The sequence below is a fragment of the Chromobacterium sp. ASV23 genome (assembly GCF_016428945.1).
GTDB classification, from domain to species: Bacteria; Pseudomonadota; Gammaproteobacteria; order Burkholderiales; family Chromobacteriaceae; genus Chromobacterium; species Chromobacterium sinusclupearum.
Genome location: NZ_JAELTR010000027.1, coordinates 1 through 18,261 on the forward strand (window position 1 = coordinate 1; position 18,261 = coordinate 18,261).

Here is an 18,261-nt window from a genome sequence, read left to right on the forward strand (position 1 = left end):
CCCCCCCCCCCCCCCCCCCCCCCCCCCCCCCCCCCCCCCCCCCCCCCCCCCCCCCCCCCCCCCCCCCCCCCCTTTTCACTCACCCCCCCACCCCCGACATCAACACCTCCGTGCTGTCGTCGGCAGCGTCAGATGTGTATAAGAGACAGAATAGAGGAAATTGATCTGGATTTTTTTTCCAGATAATGGGCCTTATCAAAATCATCGGTAATTCTCTGTATCTCGCCCAACAATAATTTGCTGTACTTTTGCATCCTCAACTCCTGTTAAATTCTGACAGATCGCTTCTTGAAAGGCCCAAAGGTGGATGAAAAATGCCGCTGTCAACCTACACCCCTTCCCGCCAACCTTTCAACTAACAAAGCAGTGGATCCTCCCTGAGGAAGCCCCCCTTATGAGCATTTTTATATACATGATCAGCGGTAAAAGGCTGCCTCCCTTATAAAAATGTCAGTCACATTCGAGTCAGGTAAGGCTCTAAGCAAAATAGTAGCGAATTTCCGAGTAGCATCAAGACACCAGGACAAGAATTTTTCATTTCGCTCAACCAACTCAAACCAACTCCCCCCCCTATCCAGCGAGTGTGACCCTCCAATAAAACCACGTCTCATCAAGCGACCCACAAAATCAGGATACCCATTAATTCCAGAACGCCTCTCATCACTCAATGGATTTTCTTGAGACAGATGCTCTCCTTTTGCATGAACAATTCCATTTCTAATCTCAACCAACGTTTTAAAATCCTGCCAAATCAAATCTCCCTTAGGTGCTTTATTTCCTGAAAACTTAAAAATCTCTTCTATTTTACATTCCAACGATTTGCGCTCACTCTCTAACGTTTCCAGCAAATTAAAAACACCCTTCTCCTCCTTGGTAATATAGTGAAAAGAAGCAACACATGTCTCATTAAATTCCCCCCCAAATAATTTATTACTATTCGGGTTTAAATTTGGGCAAGTCGACTCGTGCTTAATTACGAATCGATACCACTCACAGAGATCATTCAGCATGGCCTCAATACTAGAAACACATAAAACCACCGTTGCCACCCCTTGCTTATACCTCTGACACTCTTCCGCACGATCAAACAAAGCGGGTGCATGATGAGAGATAAAATCTCTTTTATGTACCATTATTCAAACCTATAAATTTTAAATGAAGATAAAGTATCAAATTCGCTCTCCCTTACAGTCTCACCCCTGCCCATTTAAATATCCGTAGATAGTACCTCTCCACGAAAGGAAGAAGCCAAAACCAATTGCAACAGTGCATTAAAAAATACATGGTGCAGGGTTCTAAAACTGGTTCGAGTCGGCCAAGATCGTGTCGGACATCGCCTTTAATGCGCGGCAGGAAAGACGCTGTACCACCCAGTCCCAACTAACCAAGCCACGCCGCATCATGCTCGTCGGCGCTTCATACTTGGTCTGCATGACGGAGGTGTTTGTGTTACCCCTCGGCGGTGGCTCACCCCAAGCACCGCCGACGCCAAGGCAATGAAAAATCGCCTCTTGCGAGAGGCGCTTGTTGGGCTTGGCGCGGCTATACGGATGATGACTGGCGACGATACCCGCATCCATCAGTGCTTTTAAGACGCGCTCGGCAGTGTTGTTGGCAAACGCAGGGGGAATTATCAGCAAGAGGCTGAGAAGCGGAATAAGTTGCGAAAATGATAGACGTTTCACTGTTTATGTCCGGAGCTTTGTTCTTGCTGGCACAAAATGCCATTTGAAAAGCAAGGATACCATGATTGATTAATGTGAATCACATATGACAAAGCCCGGCTAAGTCCGGGCTTCTGTTTAGGAGGGTGGGGTTGACCTACGACAAGCGTTTGTAGGTATCCAGCAGGCTGCGAATGGTGGTAACGGCCAGTGTGCGCCCCTTTTCGTCCACTTGATTCAGATCAGCCAGCAGGCTGCTGTCCTCGTTTGACAACGTCGAGCTATTGCGAACACCTGTCACAACGTACAGGACATCAAAGCCGGCAGAGTGGAGGCTGCTGAGCGTTTCAGCATTGGGAAAGCTCTTGCCCTGCTCATACGCCAAGTACGTGACATAGCTCACGCCCGCTATTTTCTGGGCATCTTGCTGTATTAGACCCAGCCTATTTCTTTCTTCTCTCAGTCGTTCACCAATGCTCACAGCAGCTCCCTATCTGCGCACAGGTACAGTTTTCTTTAGGCAACGGCTTGCAATCTAAAGATTTATTTAGTACGATGCACTTCATATTCACATTTCTGTAGATGGTACTGCATATGCCCACGAACGCACAGAAGCACCAGCCGGTTTACGGCCCGCGCGGAGTGACTCAGTCCAAGGTTGTGCAGATGCGCCTACTGCCGCCGGAGCGCTACTTGTTCACCAAGTTAAAGGAGCTGCTGGCAATGTCGGAAAGCAGTCTCAGCCGTGAAATCTACCTTGTTGGACTTCCTACCTTTCTAGCTCAGCGCGGACTAACGGAGTGGGCAAACCATACCCTAGCCGCGCTGAGCGCATAACCACCGAACCGGAGGGCTTACTGTGGCAACTACCTTTCCCCAGCAGCATCAGGCTTTGAATCAACACTTGGCCATGCACTACGGCATGACTGCCGGCGTGTGCGCCTATGCCGCCAAGTACATGCTGAAGTGCAAAACCGAAGCTCAGCTCGTGGCTGCTCTGGACGAATACCGCCAGCTGCCGCCCGCGCTGAACCAGCATTAAAGCCGCACCCACATAAAAAGCCGCACAGGCACAGCAAGGAAACCGTGATGGACAGACTCAGGATTGCGTATCAAGACATGTGCAAGGCCATGGCTGGCGGCTGGTCCGCCATGGCGGCGGCCTTGGGCTTTAGCAAGGACGGTCTGGAAAACCGCGTGTACGAACGCAAGGGCCAAGCGGTTTCCGTGCATGAGGCCATGCAGATGCAAGCCTTTAGCGGCACCACGCTGTTTGCCGAGGCCGTGGCGGCGGAGGCCGGCGGCGTGTTCATCCCGTTGCCGGACGTGGAAGCGGTGGACGATGAAGAAATCCAGCGCGTGTACATGGAGCTGGTGGACGAAGTGGGCCGCCTGGCGCGCGAATGGCGCGAAGCCACCCGCGACGGCGAGGTGGACAAGCGCGAACGCCAGCGCCTGGAGGCCATCCGCGACGCCATCTGCACCAAGGTGACGCAGATGAACCATCTGACCTTTCAAGTGTTCTGCAGGAGCTAATCACCATGGCCTTTATCTGCCCCCACTGCAACTGCGTCGCCTACACCCGTACCAGTCGCTATTTGTCCCCGCTTACGCAGGAAGAGTATTTGCAATGCACCAACATTGTCTGCGGCCATAACTTCACCCTATTCCGCACCGTGCGCGAAACGCTCAGCCCGCCGGCACTGCCGAAGGCAGGCATCCACATTCCGATGGCGACCAAGCAGCGGCTCATCGAAATGCAGCTGGAGCTGCGCCGCCAGAAGGCCGACACGGAAAACCAGCTAGAGCTGCCAGGCCTGACCGCCTAAGCCCTCCCCCTCCCCCTCTCATTGAAAAATCGCACCGCGCCGTGCGAGGGGGCTTTTTACGCCCAAAAAACGCAGCACACAGGAGAAAACGCCATGCAACAGCCCAAAGCGCCCCGCCTTGCCAAGCTCCGTTATGTCCGCTTTGCCAATGGCACCGCCTGCTATTCCACCGCCGGCCGCGAGTTTGCCGGCCTGGGCGAGTGGCTGGAATACCTGGGCTGCTGCGCCTTGGTGCTGTTGCTGATCGCGCTGCAGTGCGTTTTGCCTGCCTGATTCTGGAGCCATCGCCATGAATGCCGCTACCACCGTTAAATCCCCCTGGCGCGATGTCGCCGTGAACATGGCTCGCGAGAATGCGGCGCGCCATGAGGCGCAGAAAAAAGCCCAGGCCAAACTGGCGCCGGTGCATCTGCCGGTGGAGCCGCTGCGCCGCGAGGTGGCCGGGCCGCAACTGGTGGCGGTGGACGAGCTGCAAGCCAAGGTGCTGACGCCTGCGCAGCTGGACGCGCTGGCGGACATTCAGGACGCCATCCAGGTATTGGCGCAAGTGGAACGCGCCATCAATCAGCAGATATTGCTGAATGGCCTACAGCTGCGCCAGCTGGCCATGCATCAGCCGGGCATGGTGATAGAAGCGATTGAGAACATGCTGCCTGAGGCCCGCATAGCGGAAGCCAAGCTGCTGCGCGGCGGCCTGCCGCTGCGCGCCGATCTGCCACAAGCCACGCCGGCCGCCCGCGAGGAGCGCGCCGCATGAAGACGTGCCGCCTGCCTGATCTGGACCGTTTCCCGCGCCACCTGGGCCGGGCGATTGGCCGCGAGTGGCGCCAGCGCCGGGGCGCTCCCCTGGCACTGGCCCAGGATCAGGCAGACCCGCGCGAGGCCGAGGCCAACGCCTGGCTGCGCGACCTCACCCGCTTTATGCCGCGCGACGCGCTGCCGCTGGGCGCGTGCGAGATGGAGCTGGTGGAGTTTGCCAAGCAACGCGCGTTTGAGGCGGACCAGCTGCTCAGCCGCGGCGCAAACATGGAGCAGCTGGAACGCTACTGCGCCCGCTATGGCGTGGAGCCGCCGGCCGGTAAAACCAATGCAGGCCGCGCCAAGCGCGTGGCGTGCAGCTTGTGGTGGCGCCGCGCCCTGCGCCGCGCCAATGCCCGCCGCAGCGAGCATCTGTCCATCCAGCTGGGGCTGGTGCATCGCCGCCACGGCCTGTACGCCAGCCACGACGCCATCACCCGCCGCCGCGAGCAGAAGCGCCGCAACCGCGGCTTGCTGGAGGCGCTGGCCGCCATCAATGAGCTAGGCCAGGAATACACCTTGCAACAGCTGGCGGACCTCAGCACCAGTAACCCGGTAATCCGCCGCGCGGAACTGATGGTGCGGATTGCCGGTTTCGAGCATATCGCCGTGGGCCTGGAATACGCCGGCGAGTTCATCACCGTTACCGCGCCCAGCAAATTTCACCCGCGCCATGCCAAGAGCGGCAAGCGCAACGCCAAATACAACGGCGCCACGCCCATCGACACCCGCGACTATCTGCAAACCGTGTGGTCACGCATTACCGCCGCCATGGCGCGCATCGGCGTCCGCCCGTTTGGCTTCCGCGTGGCGGAGCCGCACCACGACGGCACGCCGCACATGCATGCGCTGCTGTTCATGGCCAAGGACAAGGTCAAAGCCTTCCGCGCCATTGTGGCGCGCTATGCCGTGCGTGAAGACCGCCAAGAGCTGGGCCTGCGCTATGCGCTGACTAAGGCCGATGCCATGCAGGCGGCGCGCGGCCTGCGCGCCAACGGCGCCAAGGGCAAGCTGGCGGACATTGCCGCCAAGATCGGCAACGAGGCGGATTTTTGGGCTAACCCGCCGCGCTGGGTGTGGAAGGGCATCAAGGCCCGCGTGGCGTTTGAGGCCATCGACTGGAAGCGCGGCACCGCCGCCGGCTACATCGCCAAGTACATCGCCAAGAACGTGGACGGCGCCAAGCACAACGGCGACAGCGTGGGCGTGGACTTTGAAGCGCTGGACCACGCCGGCGTGGCCGGCCCGGACGATGGCGCGAGCAAAGACCAAGCTGCCGCGACCGATGCCACCGTTACCGCCATCCGCGTGGATGCCTGGGCCAGCCATTGGGGCATCCGCCAGTTCCAGCAGATTGGCGGCCCGCCGGTGGGCGTATGGCGCGAGCTGCGCCGCTGGGACTATCAAGCGGCCGACGCCGAGGACGTGCTGATGCATGCCGCCATTGCCGCCGACACCGGCAATTGGGGCCGCTTTGTGTACCTGATGGGCGGCCATGAGGCCAAGCGCGCCGAGATGCCCTTGACCACGGCCCGCGACAGCCAGCCGGCGGAGAACCGCTACGGCGAACCGGGACAAAAGCGCGTGTTTGGCGTGGTTGAGCTTGCCAGCGGCCAATTGGCGCAAACCCGCGTCCATGAATGGCAGATCAGCCGCAAGGCCGCCGGGGTTGAGGGAAGCGCAGCTTCCCCTTGGACTCGTGTCAATAACTCTACGTTTTTGGAAGTGCCGCCCCAGGGCGAGCCCAAGCCGGAATGGCTGTTCAGCGAGGCGGACCGCGTGCTGGCGGAAAGCCAGGATGACGACAGCGACCTGCTCACCGCCGAGCAGCTGGCCGCCCGCCGCGAATATGAGGCGCACCAGCGCTACCTGCGGATGTTCCCGGAGTTTGTCCATGAGTGGGCGCAGCGCGGCATCGAGGCCCACCAGCTGGCCGCGGAGCGCCAGCGCGAAGCCAGCCGCGAGCGCGTCCGCATGCAAAAGATCAACCGCCGCCTGGCCGCCAACCTGGGCATGACGCACCGCCAAGGCATGGAAGTGCTAGACGCCATCCGCGCCCAGGCGCTGGGCACCGATAAGCCCCGCCGCCGCCAAACCCGCCCGCGCGACGAGCGCTGGAGCGCCGGCGGCCCAGGCATCGCCGTTTCTCAACAGCTGGCCCAGGCAACCGCCAGGGCGCGGCAGTGGATCAACCAAGCAGGCCGCGCGTGAGCGGCGAGGAGGACGTATGTGTGGGCCGGATAGGAATGAACTTTTCGCAGCGTTACGGGATGCCTATGAGGAGGCAAAGAGCTACCGCACCAGCTGCGCAGTAGTGGTTTGTAGTTTTCTGCAGGACGGAGAAATTGAGAATGCCCGGCATGTACTGAGCCGGAACTTTGAGCCTGCGGACAAGAGGTTTCATGAGCTGCTGGAGCGAATGAAAGAGCTGACAGGACTAACGCCGCCACGGATGAACTCAATAAACGGACAGGAGCAAACGCAATGAACACCGTAGCAATCCAACCGCAAACCAACCTCTACACCCGGCTGATGGAAGCCGCCGTCGGCCGCTACCGCGCCGAGTTGAACGCTGTAAACGGCCAGCTGCGCAACATCGAGCGCGCCGAGCGCATGGCCCGCCGGCTGCGCGACATCGAGCTGGACGCCAGCGCCCAGGCCGGCGCCGGCTTCGTGCCCTACCTCGTGCTGCGCCTGCCCATCGACCTGCTGCCGCTGCAGCGCTACGTGGTGACGCTGGCCGGCAACGCCCTGGAGCGCCGGCTCGTCGCCAACGGCCGAGACGCCCAAGGCCGGGACCGCTTCCAGATCCTGGCCGCCAACGAAGAACGCACCAACCTGGAACTGGTGGTGGAAAGCATCTGATCAACCAGCCGCACAGCGGCCATAGGCGAGCGGCCAGCCCATCCCATCAACCTGGGCGCCGTCCTCTGAAAACCGGCAAGGCCGCTCACCTATGGCCGCCAACCAACAACCGCGAGAACCAACATGACAACAAAGATTGAAATTGCACCGGACGACGAAAAACCCGCCCGCCCCTGGCACGGACAAGGACCAATCAAAGGCGACCGCTACCTGCGCCGCGATGTGGTGCTGGAGCGCGTAGGCATCACCAAGACCACACTCTATGACTGGATTGCGGCCGGCAACTTCCCTCCGTCTATCCCACTGGGCGGTGGGTCCGTGGGTTTCCTGGAATCGCACCTGGAAATCTGGATAAAGTGGCGCTTCGAATGCGCGGGTTTAATAAGAGCTGCATGACGGTCCTACATGGAACCTGGTGAAGAAACCACATCCACCATAGAATCAAAGCCATCCGCCAGGATGGCTTTTTTCATGTGCAACCTCAGCGATTTCGTCCCCATTCCGTGACCAAAATATGGGGGTATATGACGGGGTATAAATTTTTCAAGAAAAAATAAATTTATAAATTTCAATGTATTAAATGCAAAATCCACAAGCTGCTGACGCGCGAAGATTTGGTTTCAGCCAAAATCTAAATAGACCGCAAAGCCGCCAAAACCAAGGGTTTGGCGGCTTTTTTCATTCCGTTTCGGTTGGGTTGGGAACCGTGACAGTCGGGCGGCGCCTGAAATACCATTTCGCAGGCAAGGAAAAATCTGTCCCTGGAGGCCTATCCGGAAGCGCCGCTCAAGGGTGCCCCACCAAAACCAGATGAGGCTCGCCGCCTGCCAACCGCTCCAGACATCCCCCCGCGCAGTACACACGGTCTTTGCCATATCCGGGGCAGGTGATGGCATCTTGGACGAAACTATCTAGAATAAAAACCATCACTGAAGATCATCGCCAGCAGGGAGTGCAAGGTGAATAGCGACGCGATTTCAACAACCAGCCCCTCGGGCCTGGCTTCCTTGCTCCGCTACGCCCTCAAAGCCGTCTTCACGGCATGGCTCGGGCTAGGCCCCTGCAGCGGCCACGCAGCTGAACTCGTCTACATTACCGCCAAAGCGGATTTGCCCTTCTGGGATACCGTTGGCAAGGGTGTCAAATCGGTCGCAGACGCGAATGGTTACACTTTTTCGGAACTGGACAGCAGACTCAGCGCAGACACACAGCTCAGCAATGTACGCCAGGCCATTGCCCGCAAGGCTATCGGCATCGTGATTTCGCCCACCAACAGCCAATCGGCCGAGGATGCGCTCCAGTTGGCCAAGCGCGCCAATATTCCCATCGCCATCGCGGACATCGGCACCAATGGGGGCGACTATGTCAGTTTCGTCAAATCGGACAATTACCGCGGCGCATACGACGTTGGCGTCGAGCTGGCCTCTGCGATGAAAGCACGCGGCTGGAACAATGGCAGCTATGGCATGGTCACCATCGAACTGACTCGCAAGAACGGGCAGGATCGAACCAATGGCTTTCGTGACGCGATGAAAGACGCCGGCTTTGCAGCTGAAACGGTTCTGCGGCAAATGAAAGACTACTCGGCCGAAGAAACCTATCGCTATACCAAGGATATCTTGGCGGCCCATCCGAAAATACGGGGATTTTTCATTGAAACCGACCAACCAGTGGATGGCGCAGCACGCGCCATCAAGGAAGCCGGCAAGGAAACGCAGATATTGCTCGTATCCTTCGACGCCATGCCCGCAGTCGCCCAGTTGCTCAAAAACGATGTTCTCGTTGCCGTCGGCATGCAGCAACCTTTTCTGATGGGAAGCTCCGCGGCCGGCGCACTGGTTTCGTATCTGCACGGACACAAGCCGGCGAAAGAGATCCTGGTGCCGATTCTGGTGGCAACCGCCCGGAATGTGGACAAGCTGATGCCGGTGGCAGCAAAAACGGTTTTTGGAAAATCAGCCAAATAAGCCGCGCCGACATGGCCACTTACGGGGTCATGCGCGTCATCTCATCATTACGAATCAAGTCACGAATGGTGGCATTGAACGACCGTTGCAGGTAGCGGCCATCGGGCAGCGCGCGGCTGAGTTCGAAATGAAGGCCTGTAGGGACGTCGTCAGGCAAGTCCAAGCGGCGAATGCTTGGCATGGCAAACAGGTCTCTCAGCCCCGCGTCGTGCGCGGAAAGGCTGTCTACCACCTCTCGGATATCAATGAAAACATCGCAGCGCCCCTCGGCGATCTTGCTGATGGCATTGCGTTCATTTTTTGAACCGGTATCCTGGCGATTCTGCGCGATTCCGAAGGCGTCCAGACGACTGCCAAACAGCCCGCACACCATGTAGCGCTTAAGATCCGCCGACGAGTGCAGCAAGGCTCCGCCTGGATGCTTCTGCGCAGAGTAAAAATACACGTGGTGAATCTCAGCGTACGCATCGGTAGCCAGAAACCTCTTGGCATCCAATTCCCAGCTTGGAACGTTGATGGCAATATCGCGCTGGCCGTAGGCAACGGTTTCCAGGCAGCGACGCCAGGGCAGCCGCTCGACGACTGCGGGTTCGCGCCCGGCACGCATGAGGCTACGCTGCAATACATTGATGGCCAAGCCTGTGTTCTGCGCCCCGCCCGCAAAACCCGCCAACGACGTAAATACGAAGGGGGGCAAGTCCGCATCGGAGGCGCAAGCGCGCAGCGGCGAGCCTTGGGCCGCCGCGGAAGCCATGGCAAGCGCCACCAGCATCCCCATGGCCGGCCAGCATCGTTCCTTACCCTTTCGCCCCCGACCCAGCTGTGCGCGCCACATATCCCCTTTGCCCCTGCCTGAATTCACCGTGTTAACAACGCAATGCGTACCCGCAACCCGTCAACCCCGCACATGGCGATATCGATGTCCAATCGTGTCGCCCATTGCAATGACCTTTTCTGTCAATTGTAGCCATCATCTCCACTACTGCCGCGACGGGTTCGAGTCGATATGAGAAGGATGGTCTCCAAGTTTGGAGGACATTTTTATGTCTGCGCCACTAAAAAGCCCGGGCGCTCATTCTCAGGACAGGATGTAGATAATCTGATACAAGAGATTTTCCTACCGATCCACTATCGTGCATTTACTGGACTCGCATAGCGATCCCATTGACATTTTGGAACTGATCAGTCTACTATCTGCACATGAACAGTCCCGCAAAAAAAAATCCTGGCTACATCCCTCCCGGGCGTCCGCGCGAGTTTGACGTCGACGAGGCGATTGGGGTTGCCCTTGCCGTGTTCAACGAGCGTGGTTATGCCGCCACCTCGCTTCCAGACTTGATACACGGCATGGGGCTTTCGCGGGGCAGCCTCTACAAGGCATTCTCCAACAAACACGCCATGTATGTGGCAGCCCTGGACAAATATATGCAAGACGGCCTTTCCCGCCTGAAGGCGGAGTTGGACCGACTGCCCGCTGCGGAAGCCATACACGACGCACTAAGGCAATATGCCGCGCTGTCCAGTGGACAGCAGGGCCGTAAAGGCTGTTTTGTCGTGTCGGCAGCTTGCGAGATGGCGCCTCACGATGAAGAAGTGACGCTCCGGGTCAGGCAGATGTTCGAGCGCATGCGCCAATTACTGGCGGAAGCCATCCGCCGGGGGCAAGCGGAAGGCTGCGTAGCCATCGAAAAGGACCCCGACCAATTGTCGCGCTTCTTGCTCTGCACCATTGAGGGCATGAGAGTCTTAGGCAAGACGGGCTGCCAGGAGCATGAGATGGTCGAGGTGGCGGCCATCGCCGCGGCGGCGCTGAAATAGCTTTCCATAACGCAGGGAGACACGCCTTGCTGCGCGCGCTCCATTTTTTTCGATATTTTGGAATCAATTGGTTCCAATTAATAAAGATGAGAGACATGACCATTCCAGACCGCCAAAGACGACGCGCTGTAGCGGGCGTCTACATCGGGGCTGCGCTGATTGTACTGGATGCCAGCGTGTTGAATGTGGCGCTGCCCAATATCCGCGCCAGCATCCATGCCTCGTTTGACTCCCTGTTGTGGATTCTCAATGCCTACACGCTGGCATTGGCCTGTCTGCTGATCCTATGCGGCACGCTCGCCGACCGGATTGGACGGCGTAACGCCTTCATTTGGGGCGTGGTTCTGTTCGCGCTGGCATCGTCCGGCTGCGCCTTCGCCAACGAAACGACATGGCTGATCGCCGCGCGTGCCTTGCAGGGTCTGGGTGCCGCGCTGGTCGCCACCAGCAGCCTGTCCATCGTCAGCCACATTTATACCGAACCGAAAGAGCGGGCGCGCGCCTTTGGCATGTGGGCCGGCGTCACTGGCATCGCCTTTGCCGGTGGGCCGGTGGTGGGCGGCGCGCTGATCGCCCTGGCGGGATGGCACAGCATATTCTTCATCAATCTGCCGACTTGCGCGCTGTCGCTGCTGCTCAGCGCGCCCAACATTCCCAAGATGGAGAGGCACCCGCGCAGCTGGAACCTAAAAGGCCAATTCGCGGCCATGATGGCCCTGGCCGCGGCAACGTATTCGATCATCGCCAGCAGCGAAACCAGCTGGCAGCAACCGAACGTGATTGCGGGCTTCCTGATCGCCCTGATCAGCGCTGCGCTGTTCATCGCGCATGAGCGCCAAGCCGTCGCCCAGCGGCGAGAGACCGTTATCCCCCCCGCCCTGCTGACCCAGGGACTGGTTCGGGCCGGCCTGTTCACTGCCTTTAGTTGTAACTTCTGCCTATACGGCTTGTTGCTGGTCTTCACCTTGCTGTTCCAGAACACGCGCCATTACAGCGCCTTGGCGACTGGCTTGGCCTTCATGCCGTTGACGGTAGTCGGCGCGATGATGAGCGGACTCGTCGCGGGCAAAGTGATGGCCAAGTATGGCGCAGCTGCCGTGGTGATTGCAGCGACCTCATGGTCTGCTTTGGGGGCGATTCCATTGATGACTTATCAGGCCAGCTCCCCCTATTTTTATGCCGCGCTGGGATTTGTCGTCTTTGCGCTAGGCAACGGCCTGTGCGTGCCAGCCATGACCAATATGGTGCTCAGCCATAGCGACAAGCAGGACCATAACGCCGCCAGCAGCTTGATCAATACCTCCAGACAGGCCGGCGGTGTATTGGGCACATCGATACTAGGCGCCATCGCCACATCGCATCCCAATCAACCACAACTCGGCCTGGCGCTGGGCATCGTCGTCGTTTTCCTAGCCATCGCCAGCGTGATGACTTGGCGGGCCGCAATCAGCGACGACACCGTACTGCGCCCCAGCCATTAAGTGGCGATGGCAAAAACGTAGAAAAGGACGTGAACGCTAAATGAAATACGTCAATCTAGCAGAAACAGGTCTGAAAGTTTCCCAGTTTGCGCTGGGCACGATGACCTTTGGCATAGAACGAGGCGTAGGCGCGACTGAGGAAGAGAGCGAAAGGATTTTCCAACGTTATATCGATCTGGGCGGGAATTTCATCGATACCGCCAATACCTATACCGACGGCAGCAGCGAGCGCTTTATCGGTCGGTTCGCCAAGTCTCGGCGACAGTCTCTGGTCTTGGCGAGCAAATATGGCCTGACGACGGATCGCGCCAACATCAACGCGTCTGGCAGCGCCCGGAAAAACCTCGTCCAATCGGTGGAAAACTCGCTGAGGCGCCTGGATACCGACTACCTAGACCTGCTATGGCTGCATGCCTGGGACGCTCATACCCGGCCCGAAGAGACGTTACGGGCGCTCGACGATCTGGTTCGCGCTGGCAAGGTTCTACACCTCGGCATATCCAATGCGCCGGCATGGTGGATCGCGCGCGCCAATGCCATCGCAGAACTGCGCAACTGGACCGTGTTCGCCGGCGTCCAGTTCGAATACTCCCTGATCGAGCGCAGCGCCGAGCTTGAGTTGCTGCCCATGGCAGCACAATTGGGGCTGACCCCTGTCGTCTGGAGTCCTTTGGGCGGAGGCCTTCTGACTGGAAAATACAATCAGCCAGCATCCGATTCGGCGCCGCGGCGCCTGGATACTTTCAAATGGCTGCAGCAGGCCGATGCAAGCAACCTAACCATCAGTCAGCGCCTTGCCGACATCGCCCAAGCCGCCTCGATCCCCATGCCCCACCTCGCACTCGCCTGGATTCAATTCCGCTTCCCCACCGCCATTCCTATTGTCGGATCGAGAAGCGCGGCGCAGTTGGAACAGAATCTGGCGTGCCTGCAAACAGACATTACGGCCGAGATTTTGCGGCAGGTTGACTCCATTAACCAGCCCGACCCGATATTCCCCTACTCCTATCTGCAGTCACCTCTCGGCCGCAGCCAAGTTTACAGCGACTTCCACGACCGCATGATAGGCCGCTGACCACGCTCCCCAAACCCAGATGGCGACCTACGCCACGACAATGATGAAACAAGGATGATCAAATGAAAAAATCTCTCGTATGTCTGGCCCTGCAGGGCCTGAGCCTGATGTTCGCATTCGCCACCAGCATCCAAAAAGCCAGCGCGATGGAACCCACCATCGCCATCCTGGCTCCTGATGAAGGCGAACAGCTGACTCGACGCTGGGGCTATCCGATGACGATCAAAGTCTCCCCGGCCACCACGGGCTCAAAGAATTTCTCCATCGGCACCGAAGATATCGCTCCCGGCAATGCGATACCGCCGCACCGCCACCATCACTCGGAAGAGGTCGTCATCGTTCAATCCGGCGTGGTCGAAGCCCGCATTGGCGATCAAACACGCAAAGTGCCGGCCGGCAGCATCATTTACGCGCCCGCCAACACCTGGATGAATATCGCCAACAAATCCAACAGCACGGCAACCGTCATCTGGATTTTCCCCCAACCGGGATTTGAGGATTACGTTCGCGCCACGTCCGTCCCAGCCGGACAGCCGGTGACGCCGCTGAAGCCCACCGAACTGGCCGAAATCCGCAGCAAATATCAGGACCATATCGAACTGCAAGCCCCGTCCGGCTCCAGTTACCCAACCAGCGCAGGCAACCAAATCGTCTTGCATTGACACCTGTTCCACATCCGCGCGGCGGGGAGGCGGATATGCCGCGCCGCCCCACTGCCCCGGACGGATGTCTCGACCGCGTCCGATGGCAATGCCTTGTCGGCTATTTAGACATGCGAGCGGCGACTTTGCCACGAGCGGCATTGATCGCCCAAGCGCATGGCTAGCGCTATGCCTTGTCCACGCGCAGACTCGACCAGGACTTCTCCATAACGCAATATCGCAGCGCCAAGCAACGTGCGCTGGCAACTGGCGTTCTCTTCAAGCGACCGTCGGCAGGCGCGCTCAATACGAATACAAACCCCACCGATTTCTACCCGGATACAAAATATAACGCACGGCAGCAAAGGAAAACGATGAGTTCGGAAACGATCAGTGAAACAACGGTCGGCGCAGAAGATAAGGGGCTCGGCAAGCACGAGGTCGATCAGGCCATCCAGGGAGGCAAGCCGCCGGTTCGCCCGAAACTGCCCTCGCTCACAGGCACTCGATTCTGGGCGGCGCTTCTGGTTTTCCTATTCCACGCCTCTTTGCCAAGCGACCTCGCCCCGTTTGCCGATCCAACCACCCAAAGTGTGTTCGCCCTGATCGTCAGCAAGGGCGGCTGGCTGGGCGTTTCGTATTTCTTCATTCTCAGCGGGTTCATCATGGTATGGTCCGCCAAGGACCATGACACCGTTGGCGACTTTTATCTGCGGCGGTTCGCAAAGATCTACCCGACTCATTGCCTGACCTGGGCGATGGCATTTGTCATCGGCGCAGTGACAGTGGGAGGGTATAAACTTTGGTCATCGAACCTCCTGCTGGCGAATACCTGGGTAAACGACGTCAAATTCTTCTTTGTGGCCAATCGGCCTAGCTGGTCTCTGTGTATCGAGGCCTTCTTCTATCTGCTGTTTCCTTTCCTGTTGAATCTGATGCAGGCGATACCCAGGCGGTTCGACTTGCCGGCATGGGGGCTAGTGACGATAGGTGCCCTATTGGTGCAAGGATATATTTATATATGGGTAGAACCGAATCAGATGATGCGTGCCTTCCCGATCTCACAACAACAGTTCTGGGCCTCGTACATCTTCCCGCCTACTCGTTTGTTTGAGTTTCTTGCCGGGATGTTCATCGCGCGCCTGCTGCAGGATGGCCGGGCGCCCGTCATGCCAAAATCCGCCGCGCTCGCCTTGTTGCTAACAAGCTATGTTGGGGCGATGTTCATCCCATTCCAGTTCAGCATGAGCGTGGTTTATATCGTTCCCGTGAGTCTGCTGATCGTCTCGATCGCCCACGATGATCTCGAAGCCAGGAAAAGCTTTCTGAGCGCAAAAACCTCGGTATGGCTGGGGGAGATTTCCTACGCGTTTTACATGGTTCATTTTCTGGTGCTGTTCTGCTTCTTGAACCTGATATCGGGCAAGAAGTTCAGTTTGCCGGCAGGCATCGCGCTGATCGCCATGGCGCTGATCTTGTCAGTCACGTGCGCGTCTTTCATGTATCGATATGTAGAAGCCCCGATGATGAGAAAAATTTTGCATCATTTCAGATCGCGCAACTTGAGAGTGCTATCCCATAAAACTGGGTAGAAGGTGACGACTCCCATTCATTGAGTGATTTGAAAAACTGCTTGAAACGACCAGCCGTTGCTACCGTAGTGCACTTCCAGCCCGGAGGCCTATCAATTGGCGGAGTGCGGTGAGGAACTGCCGCGAGCCTACTCCCTCAACAAAGACGAAATCTTGCTGGCCGACGTGCTGCATTACTGGCAATGAAATGCTGACGAAGTCGTGTCGCTGATTGAAGAGGTCCAGGCCAACCTGTTGGCGGTCTGCGCCACCCTCATGAGCAAGACCGGGATCACCTGCTGGGCATTCAAGTGCAAAGCCCTACAGCAGCGGCGAACCAGCCTTCCCATGGATCGGATCAACTCGGTCACCATCCCGGCTCGGGCGGTCTGGTCATTCTTATATCGACGCCGAATCAGTGGATGCGCAGCTGGAAGAGTACTTGCACGAATCGGGAATTGCCCTTGGCTCCGACGAGGAAGGCCCGGACGCCGTCCGCGAAATCCTGCGCCGCGCGGCGGATTTCCTGAAAGAGCGCGGCGGGCTGATGGTGGAAATCAGCCACGACCGCGAAATGGTGGAAGAATGCTCTCCACCCTATCCTTCATGTGGATGAAAACGCAGAGCGGCGAGGCTTTGTTTTTCTCTAACGTGCGAAGATTTGGCAAAGACTGAGATCTGAGCCGACCGCAAACGCTGGCTATCAATGGGATTCCTACGTGCTTTAGACTTAGCGCCAGCCAAATCCGATCACATCTCCAGGGAAGACTGCTCCAGTTGGCGGTCGCGCTGCAGCCGCCGCCGGATTCCAGCCAAATAATCGGCCCGGCACTGCCGCAGCATGTAATCACGGTAATTGTTGCGGCGCAAATCGCCCCAGGCTTGCGCGCGGGCTTTCAACGAGCGGATTTCCGCCGCCTTGATCAACTCATCGTTCAAGGGCAGTTGCGCGGCGGTCAGCAAGGTATAGCCGTAGCGTTCCATATAGTCTCTGCATGCTGTTTCGATGATTTCGATCTCGCGCATCGATAGTTGCTGCTTGAACTTGTCGGCATGCGCGGCAATCGGCGGGAAATGGTTGGATGACCACAACGATGATAGCTGGGCAATCTTCGCGGCCTCGGTCGAGCTGCCGATGTCCAGCATCTGCGGCAAAAAGGCGATGCCGAAGAAATCGCACACCTGACGCAGCACCGTCTGCTGATCCAGCAGAAAATCCTCATAGCGTATCGTCAGCACCTTTTCCGGATGCTCAGCCAATAGGCGATCCGCCGCTTTGTACGCCGATAACCAGATACGCACATTCAGCTCGGTGTCGAAATCGTGAATGATCGCCCGATTGATCGACGCCACCTGGGCGCGCGGATCGCGCACCACGTTCAAAAAGCGCATATTCGGAAACAGGCGCAATAGCTCATCAGCGTAGCAGACGCAATCCAACGACTTATCCATAACCACCCTGGCCTGCTGCTTCTCGCCGGCGCGCAACAGCAATTCCCACGCGATGCGATGCACGCTGCGCGGCTGCTCGGCCAGGGATTCGAAAATCCCTACCGGATCGAACGCGATATCCGGCCACTTCACCATGCTCGCCGCCTGCAAGCCCACCACATCCACCACCAGCTGGAAGTAGTTGCGATCCTCGGACAGATCGCCGTACAGCGGCAGCAATGGCATCAGATCAACGACATGCAGCGGATACGGCGAATAGAACTCTCGGCTGAAATTCAGCCGCAGCCGCAGCGCGTGGCTGCCGCAGCGCCGCAATGGAATCATCAATACCGGCAACGGCCGGCGCGTTTCAGATGAAGTAGTCATGTTCAGCCCCTTCTCCCAAGCTCGCAGGTCCACAACAGCTCAGCACCAAGCCAAACAGGCTGTTCACCGATTCTTCCAGCCTGAGCGAGCCGGCATCCAGCGCCAAGGCTGGATGCGATGGCGGCTCGTACGGCGCGGAAATACCGGTGAAATGGGCGACCTGCCCCGCCCTGGCCTTGGCGTACAGACCCTTGCAGTCCCGTGCCTCACAAACGTTCAGCGCAGTGCTGACATAAATCTCGGCAAAACACCGCTCGCCGATGATTTCGCGCGCCATTTCCCTGTCGCTGCGGAAAGGAGAAATGCAGGCGCACACCACGATCATCCCGGCATCGTTCATCAGCCGCGCCACCTCTGCCATGCGGCGGATGTTCTCCCGCCGGTCCACGGCGGAAAACCCCAAGTCGCGATTCAAGCCATGGCGCAGATTGTCTCCATCCAGCACGGTCGACGAAATGCCGGCATGCACCAGCCGGTCTTCCAGCGCATAGGCGATGGTGGATTTGCCCGCGCCGCTAAGACCTGTCAGCCAAAGGGTTAAAGCCGCATGGCCGAACAAGCGCTGCCGGTCCACCAGCCGGATGCGGCCGCGAGCCCTGAAAATATTGGCCGGAAGGCCTGCGTTAGGAGAAAGCGTAGTCATGATCCCACCCTTGCCGTGAGCAGATGCAAACCAAGGGAAAGGACAAGAGCTTTGCAGCAGTCACGCGCTAGATATATTGGTCATAGCGCGA

General features: G+C 58.2%; 21 protein-coding genes. 15 read left to right on the forward strand and 6 right to left on the reverse strand.

Annotated features, from left to right (window positions below; genetic code table 11):
- Positions 1–416 precede the first annotated feature (416 nt).
- The 3 genes from JHD59_RS12330 to JHD59_RS12340 all read right to left on the reverse strand — a co-directional run bounded on the left by JHD59_RS12330 (position 417) and on the right by JHD59_RS12340 (position 2,145).
- A complete protein-coding gene (locus JHD59_RS12330; protein WP_199154456.1) occupies positions 417–1,133 on the reverse strand; it encodes a hypothetical protein in 717 nt (238 codons plus the stop codon).
- A gap of 162 nt (positions 1,134–1,295) precedes the next feature.
- Entirely contained in the window at positions 1,296–1,685 is a 390-nt protein-coding gene (locus JHD59_RS12335) for a hypothetical protein (RefSeq protein WP_199154457.1), read from the reverse strand.
- 136 nt (positions 1,686–1,821) lie between these two features.
- Positions 1,822–2,145, reverse strand: coding sequence for a helix-turn-helix transcriptional regulator (locus JHD59_RS12340; RefSeq protein ID WP_199154458.1), 324 nt, complete (start codon positions 2,143–2,145; stop codon positions 1,822–1,824).
- A gap of 411 nt (positions 2,146–2,556) precedes the next feature.
- Between JHD59_RS12340 and JHD59_RS12345 the strand changes: the two genes are divergently transcribed.
- The 9 genes from JHD59_RS12345 to JHD59_RS12385 all read left to right on the forward strand — a co-directional run bounded on the left by JHD59_RS12345 (position 2,557) and on the right by JHD59_RS12385 (position 9,123).
- On the forward strand, positions 2,557–2,706 hold the full coding sequence (locus JHD59_RS12345) for a hypothetical protein (RefSeq protein WP_199154459.1): 150 nt from the start codon (positions 2,557–2,559) through the stop codon (positions 2,704–2,706).
- A gap of 47 nt (positions 2,707–2,753) precedes the next feature.
- Positions 2,754–3,200 (forward strand): YmfL family putative regulatory protein, encoded by a 447-nt coding sequence (locus JHD59_RS12350; protein WP_081571676.1) that lies wholly within the window; start codon positions 2,754–2,756, stop codon positions 3,198–3,200.
- A 5-nt stretch (positions 3,201–3,205) separates the two neighbouring features.
- Complete coding sequence (locus tag JHD59_RS12355; protein WP_199154460.1) at positions 3,206–3,493, forward strand: ogr/Delta-like zinc finger family protein; 288 nt, start codon at positions 3,206–3,208, stop codon at positions 3,491–3,493.
- Between the two features lie 93 nt (positions 3,494–3,586).
- Entirely contained in the window at positions 3,587–3,766 is a 180-nt protein-coding gene (locus JHD59_RS12360) for a hypothetical protein (protein ID WP_199154461.1), read from the forward strand.
- A gap of 16 nt (positions 3,767–3,782) precedes the next feature.
- Positions 3,783–4,250, forward strand: a complete 468-nt coding sequence (locus JHD59_RS12365; RefSeq protein WP_199154462.1) for a hypothetical protein — start codon at positions 3,783–3,785, stop codon at positions 4,248–4,250.
- A complete protein-coding gene (locus JHD59_RS12370; RefSeq protein ID WP_199154463.1) occupies positions 4,247–6,502 on the forward strand; it encodes a replication endonuclease in 2,256 nt (751 codons plus the stop codon). Before JHD59_RS12365 ends, JHD59_RS12370 begins: the two co-directional genes overlap by 4 nt.
- 273 nt (positions 6,503–6,775) lie before the next feature.
- A complete protein-coding gene (locus tag JHD59_RS12375; RefSeq protein WP_199154464.1) occupies positions 6,776–7,156 on the forward strand; it encodes a hypothetical protein in 381 nt (126 codons plus the stop codon).
- Between the two features lie 123 nt (positions 7,157–7,279).
- Positions 7,280–7,552 carry an AlpA family transcriptional regulator gene (locus tag JHD59_RS12380; RefSeq protein ID WP_083339090.1) on the forward strand — a complete coding sequence of 91 codons (273 nt, stop codon included), beginning with the start codon at positions 7,280–7,282 and terminating at the stop codon, positions 7,550–7,552.
- A 563-nt stretch (positions 7,553–8,115) separates the two neighbouring features.
- On the forward strand, positions 8,116–9,123 hold the full coding sequence (locus tag JHD59_RS12385; RefSeq protein ID WP_368671581.1) for a substrate-binding domain-containing protein: 1,008 nt from the start codon (positions 8,116–8,118) through the stop codon (positions 9,121–9,123).
- 19 nt (positions 9,124–9,142) lie between these two features.
- Here the strand turns inward: JHD59_RS12385 and JHD59_RS12390 are convergent, their stop codons facing one another.
- Positions 9,143–9,901 (reverse strand): ABC transporter substrate-binding protein, encoded by a 759-nt coding sequence (locus tag JHD59_RS12390; protein ID WP_199154465.1) that lies wholly within the window; start codon positions 9,899–9,901, stop codon positions 9,143–9,145.
- A gap of 422 nt (positions 9,902–10,323) precedes the next feature.
- Between JHD59_RS12390 and JHD59_RS12395 the strand changes: the two genes are divergently transcribed.
- From JHD59_RS12395 to JHD59_RS12420, 6 genes are all read left to right on the forward strand, one after another.
- On the forward strand, positions 10,324–10,941 hold the full coding sequence (locus tag JHD59_RS12395) for a TetR/AcrR family transcriptional regulator (RefSeq protein WP_199154466.1): 618 nt from the start codon (positions 10,324–10,326) through the stop codon (positions 10,939–10,941).
- A gap of 95 nt (positions 10,942–11,036) precedes the next feature.
- The gene (locus tag JHD59_RS12400; protein WP_199154467.1) at positions 11,037–12,422 is read left to right on the forward strand and encodes an MFS transporter; all 1,386 of its coding nucleotides are present in this window, start codon (positions 11,037–11,039) and stop codon (positions 12,420–12,422) included.
- Positions 12,423–12,462: 40 nt separating this feature from the next.
- A complete protein-coding gene (locus tag JHD59_RS12405; protein WP_199154468.1) occupies positions 12,463–13,497 on the forward strand; it encodes an aldo/keto reductase in 1,035 nt (344 codons plus the stop codon).
- Positions 13,498–13,559: 62 nt separating this feature from the next.
- Complete coding sequence (locus JHD59_RS12410; protein ID WP_199154469.1) at positions 13,560–14,159, forward strand: cupin domain-containing protein; 600 nt, start codon at positions 13,560–13,562, stop codon at positions 14,157–14,159.
- A gap of 173 nt (positions 14,160–14,332) precedes the next feature.
- The gene (locus tag JHD59_RS12415; protein WP_199154470.1) at positions 14,333–15,730 is read left to right on the forward strand and encodes an acyltransferase; all 1,398 of its coding nucleotides are present in this window, start codon (positions 14,333–14,335) and stop codon (positions 15,728–15,730) included.
- Positions 15,731–16,151: 421 nt separating this feature from the next.
- Positions 16,152–16,325, forward strand: a complete 174-nt coding sequence (locus JHD59_RS12420; protein ID WP_199154471.1) for a hypothetical protein — start codon at positions 16,152–16,154, stop codon at positions 16,323–16,325.
- A gap of 134 nt (positions 16,326–16,459) precedes the next feature.
- Here JHD59_RS12420 and JHD59_RS12425 read toward each other — a convergent pair whose 3' ends face one another.
- Positions 16,460–17,527, reverse strand: coding sequence for a sulfotransferase (locus JHD59_RS12425; RefSeq protein WP_199154472.1), 1,068 nt, complete (start codon positions 17,525–17,527; stop codon positions 16,460–16,462).
- The gene (gene cysC, locus JHD59_RS12430; protein ID WP_199154473.1) at positions 17,511–18,170 is read right to left on the reverse strand and encodes an adenylyl-sulfate kinase; all 660 of its coding nucleotides are present in this window, start codon (positions 18,168–18,170) and stop codon (positions 17,511–17,513) included. Before cysC ends, JHD59_RS12425 begins: the two co-directional genes overlap by 17 nt.
- Positions 18,171–18,261 lie beyond the last annotated feature (91 nt).

Bases quoted from the DNA above. Each gene is read 5' to 3' on its own strand.
- JHD59_RS12330 (WP_199154456.1), bottom strand. From the start codon at position 1,133: ATGGTACATAAAAGAGATTTTATCTCTCATCATGCACCCGCTTTGTTT.
- JHD59_RS12350 (WP_081571676.1), top strand. From the start codon at position 2,754: ATGGACAGACTCAGGATTGCGTATCAAGACATGTGCAAGGCCATGGCT.
- JHD59_RS12355 (WP_199154460.1), top strand. From the start codon at position 3,206: ATGGCCTTTATCTGCCCCCACTGCAACTGCGTCGCCTACACCCGTACC.
- JHD59_RS12360 (WP_199154461.1), top strand. From the start codon at position 3,587: ATGCAACAGCCCAAAGCGCCCCGCCTTGCCAAGCTCCGTTATGTCCGC.
- JHD59_RS12365 (WP_199154462.1), top strand. From the start codon at position 3,783: ATGAATGCCGCTACCACCGTTAAATCCCCCTGGCGCGATGTCGCCGTG.
- JHD59_RS12370 (WP_199154463.1), top strand. From the start codon at position 4,247: ATGAAGACGTGCCGCCTGCCTGATCTGGACCGTTTCCCGCGCCACCTG.
- JHD59_RS12375 (WP_199154464.1), top strand. From the start codon at position 6,776: ATGAACACCGTAGCAATCCAACCGCAAACCAACCTCTACACCCGGCTG.
- JHD59_RS12380 (WP_083339090.1), top strand. From the start codon at position 7,280: ATGACAACAAAGATTGAAATTGCACCGGACGACGAAAAACCCGCCCGC.
- JHD59_RS12390 (WP_199154465.1), bottom strand. From the start codon at position 9,901: ATGGGGATGCTGGTGGCGCTTGCCATGGCTTCCGCGGCGGCCCAAGGC.
- JHD59_RS12395 (WP_199154466.1), top strand. From the start codon at position 10,324: ATGAACAGTCCCGCAAAAAAAAATCCTGGCTACATCCCTCCCGGGCGT.
- JHD59_RS12400 (WP_199154467.1), top strand. From the start codon at position 11,037: ATGACCATTCCAGACCGCCAAAGACGACGCGCTGTAGCGGGCGTCTAC.
- JHD59_RS12405 (WP_199154468.1), top strand. From the start codon at position 12,463: ATGAAATACGTCAATCTAGCAGAAACAGGTCTGAAAGTTTCCCAGTTT.
- JHD59_RS12410 (WP_199154469.1), top strand. From the start codon at position 13,560: ATGAAAAAATCTCTCGTATGTCTGGCCCTGCAGGGCCTGAGCCTGATG.
- JHD59_RS12425 (WP_199154472.1), bottom strand. From the start codon at position 17,527: ATGACTACTTCATCTGAAACGCGCCGGCCGTTGCCGGTATTGATGATT.
- cysC (WP_199154473.1), bottom strand. From the start codon at position 18,170: ATGACTACGCTTTCTCCTAACGCAGGCCTTCCGGCCAATATTTTCAGG.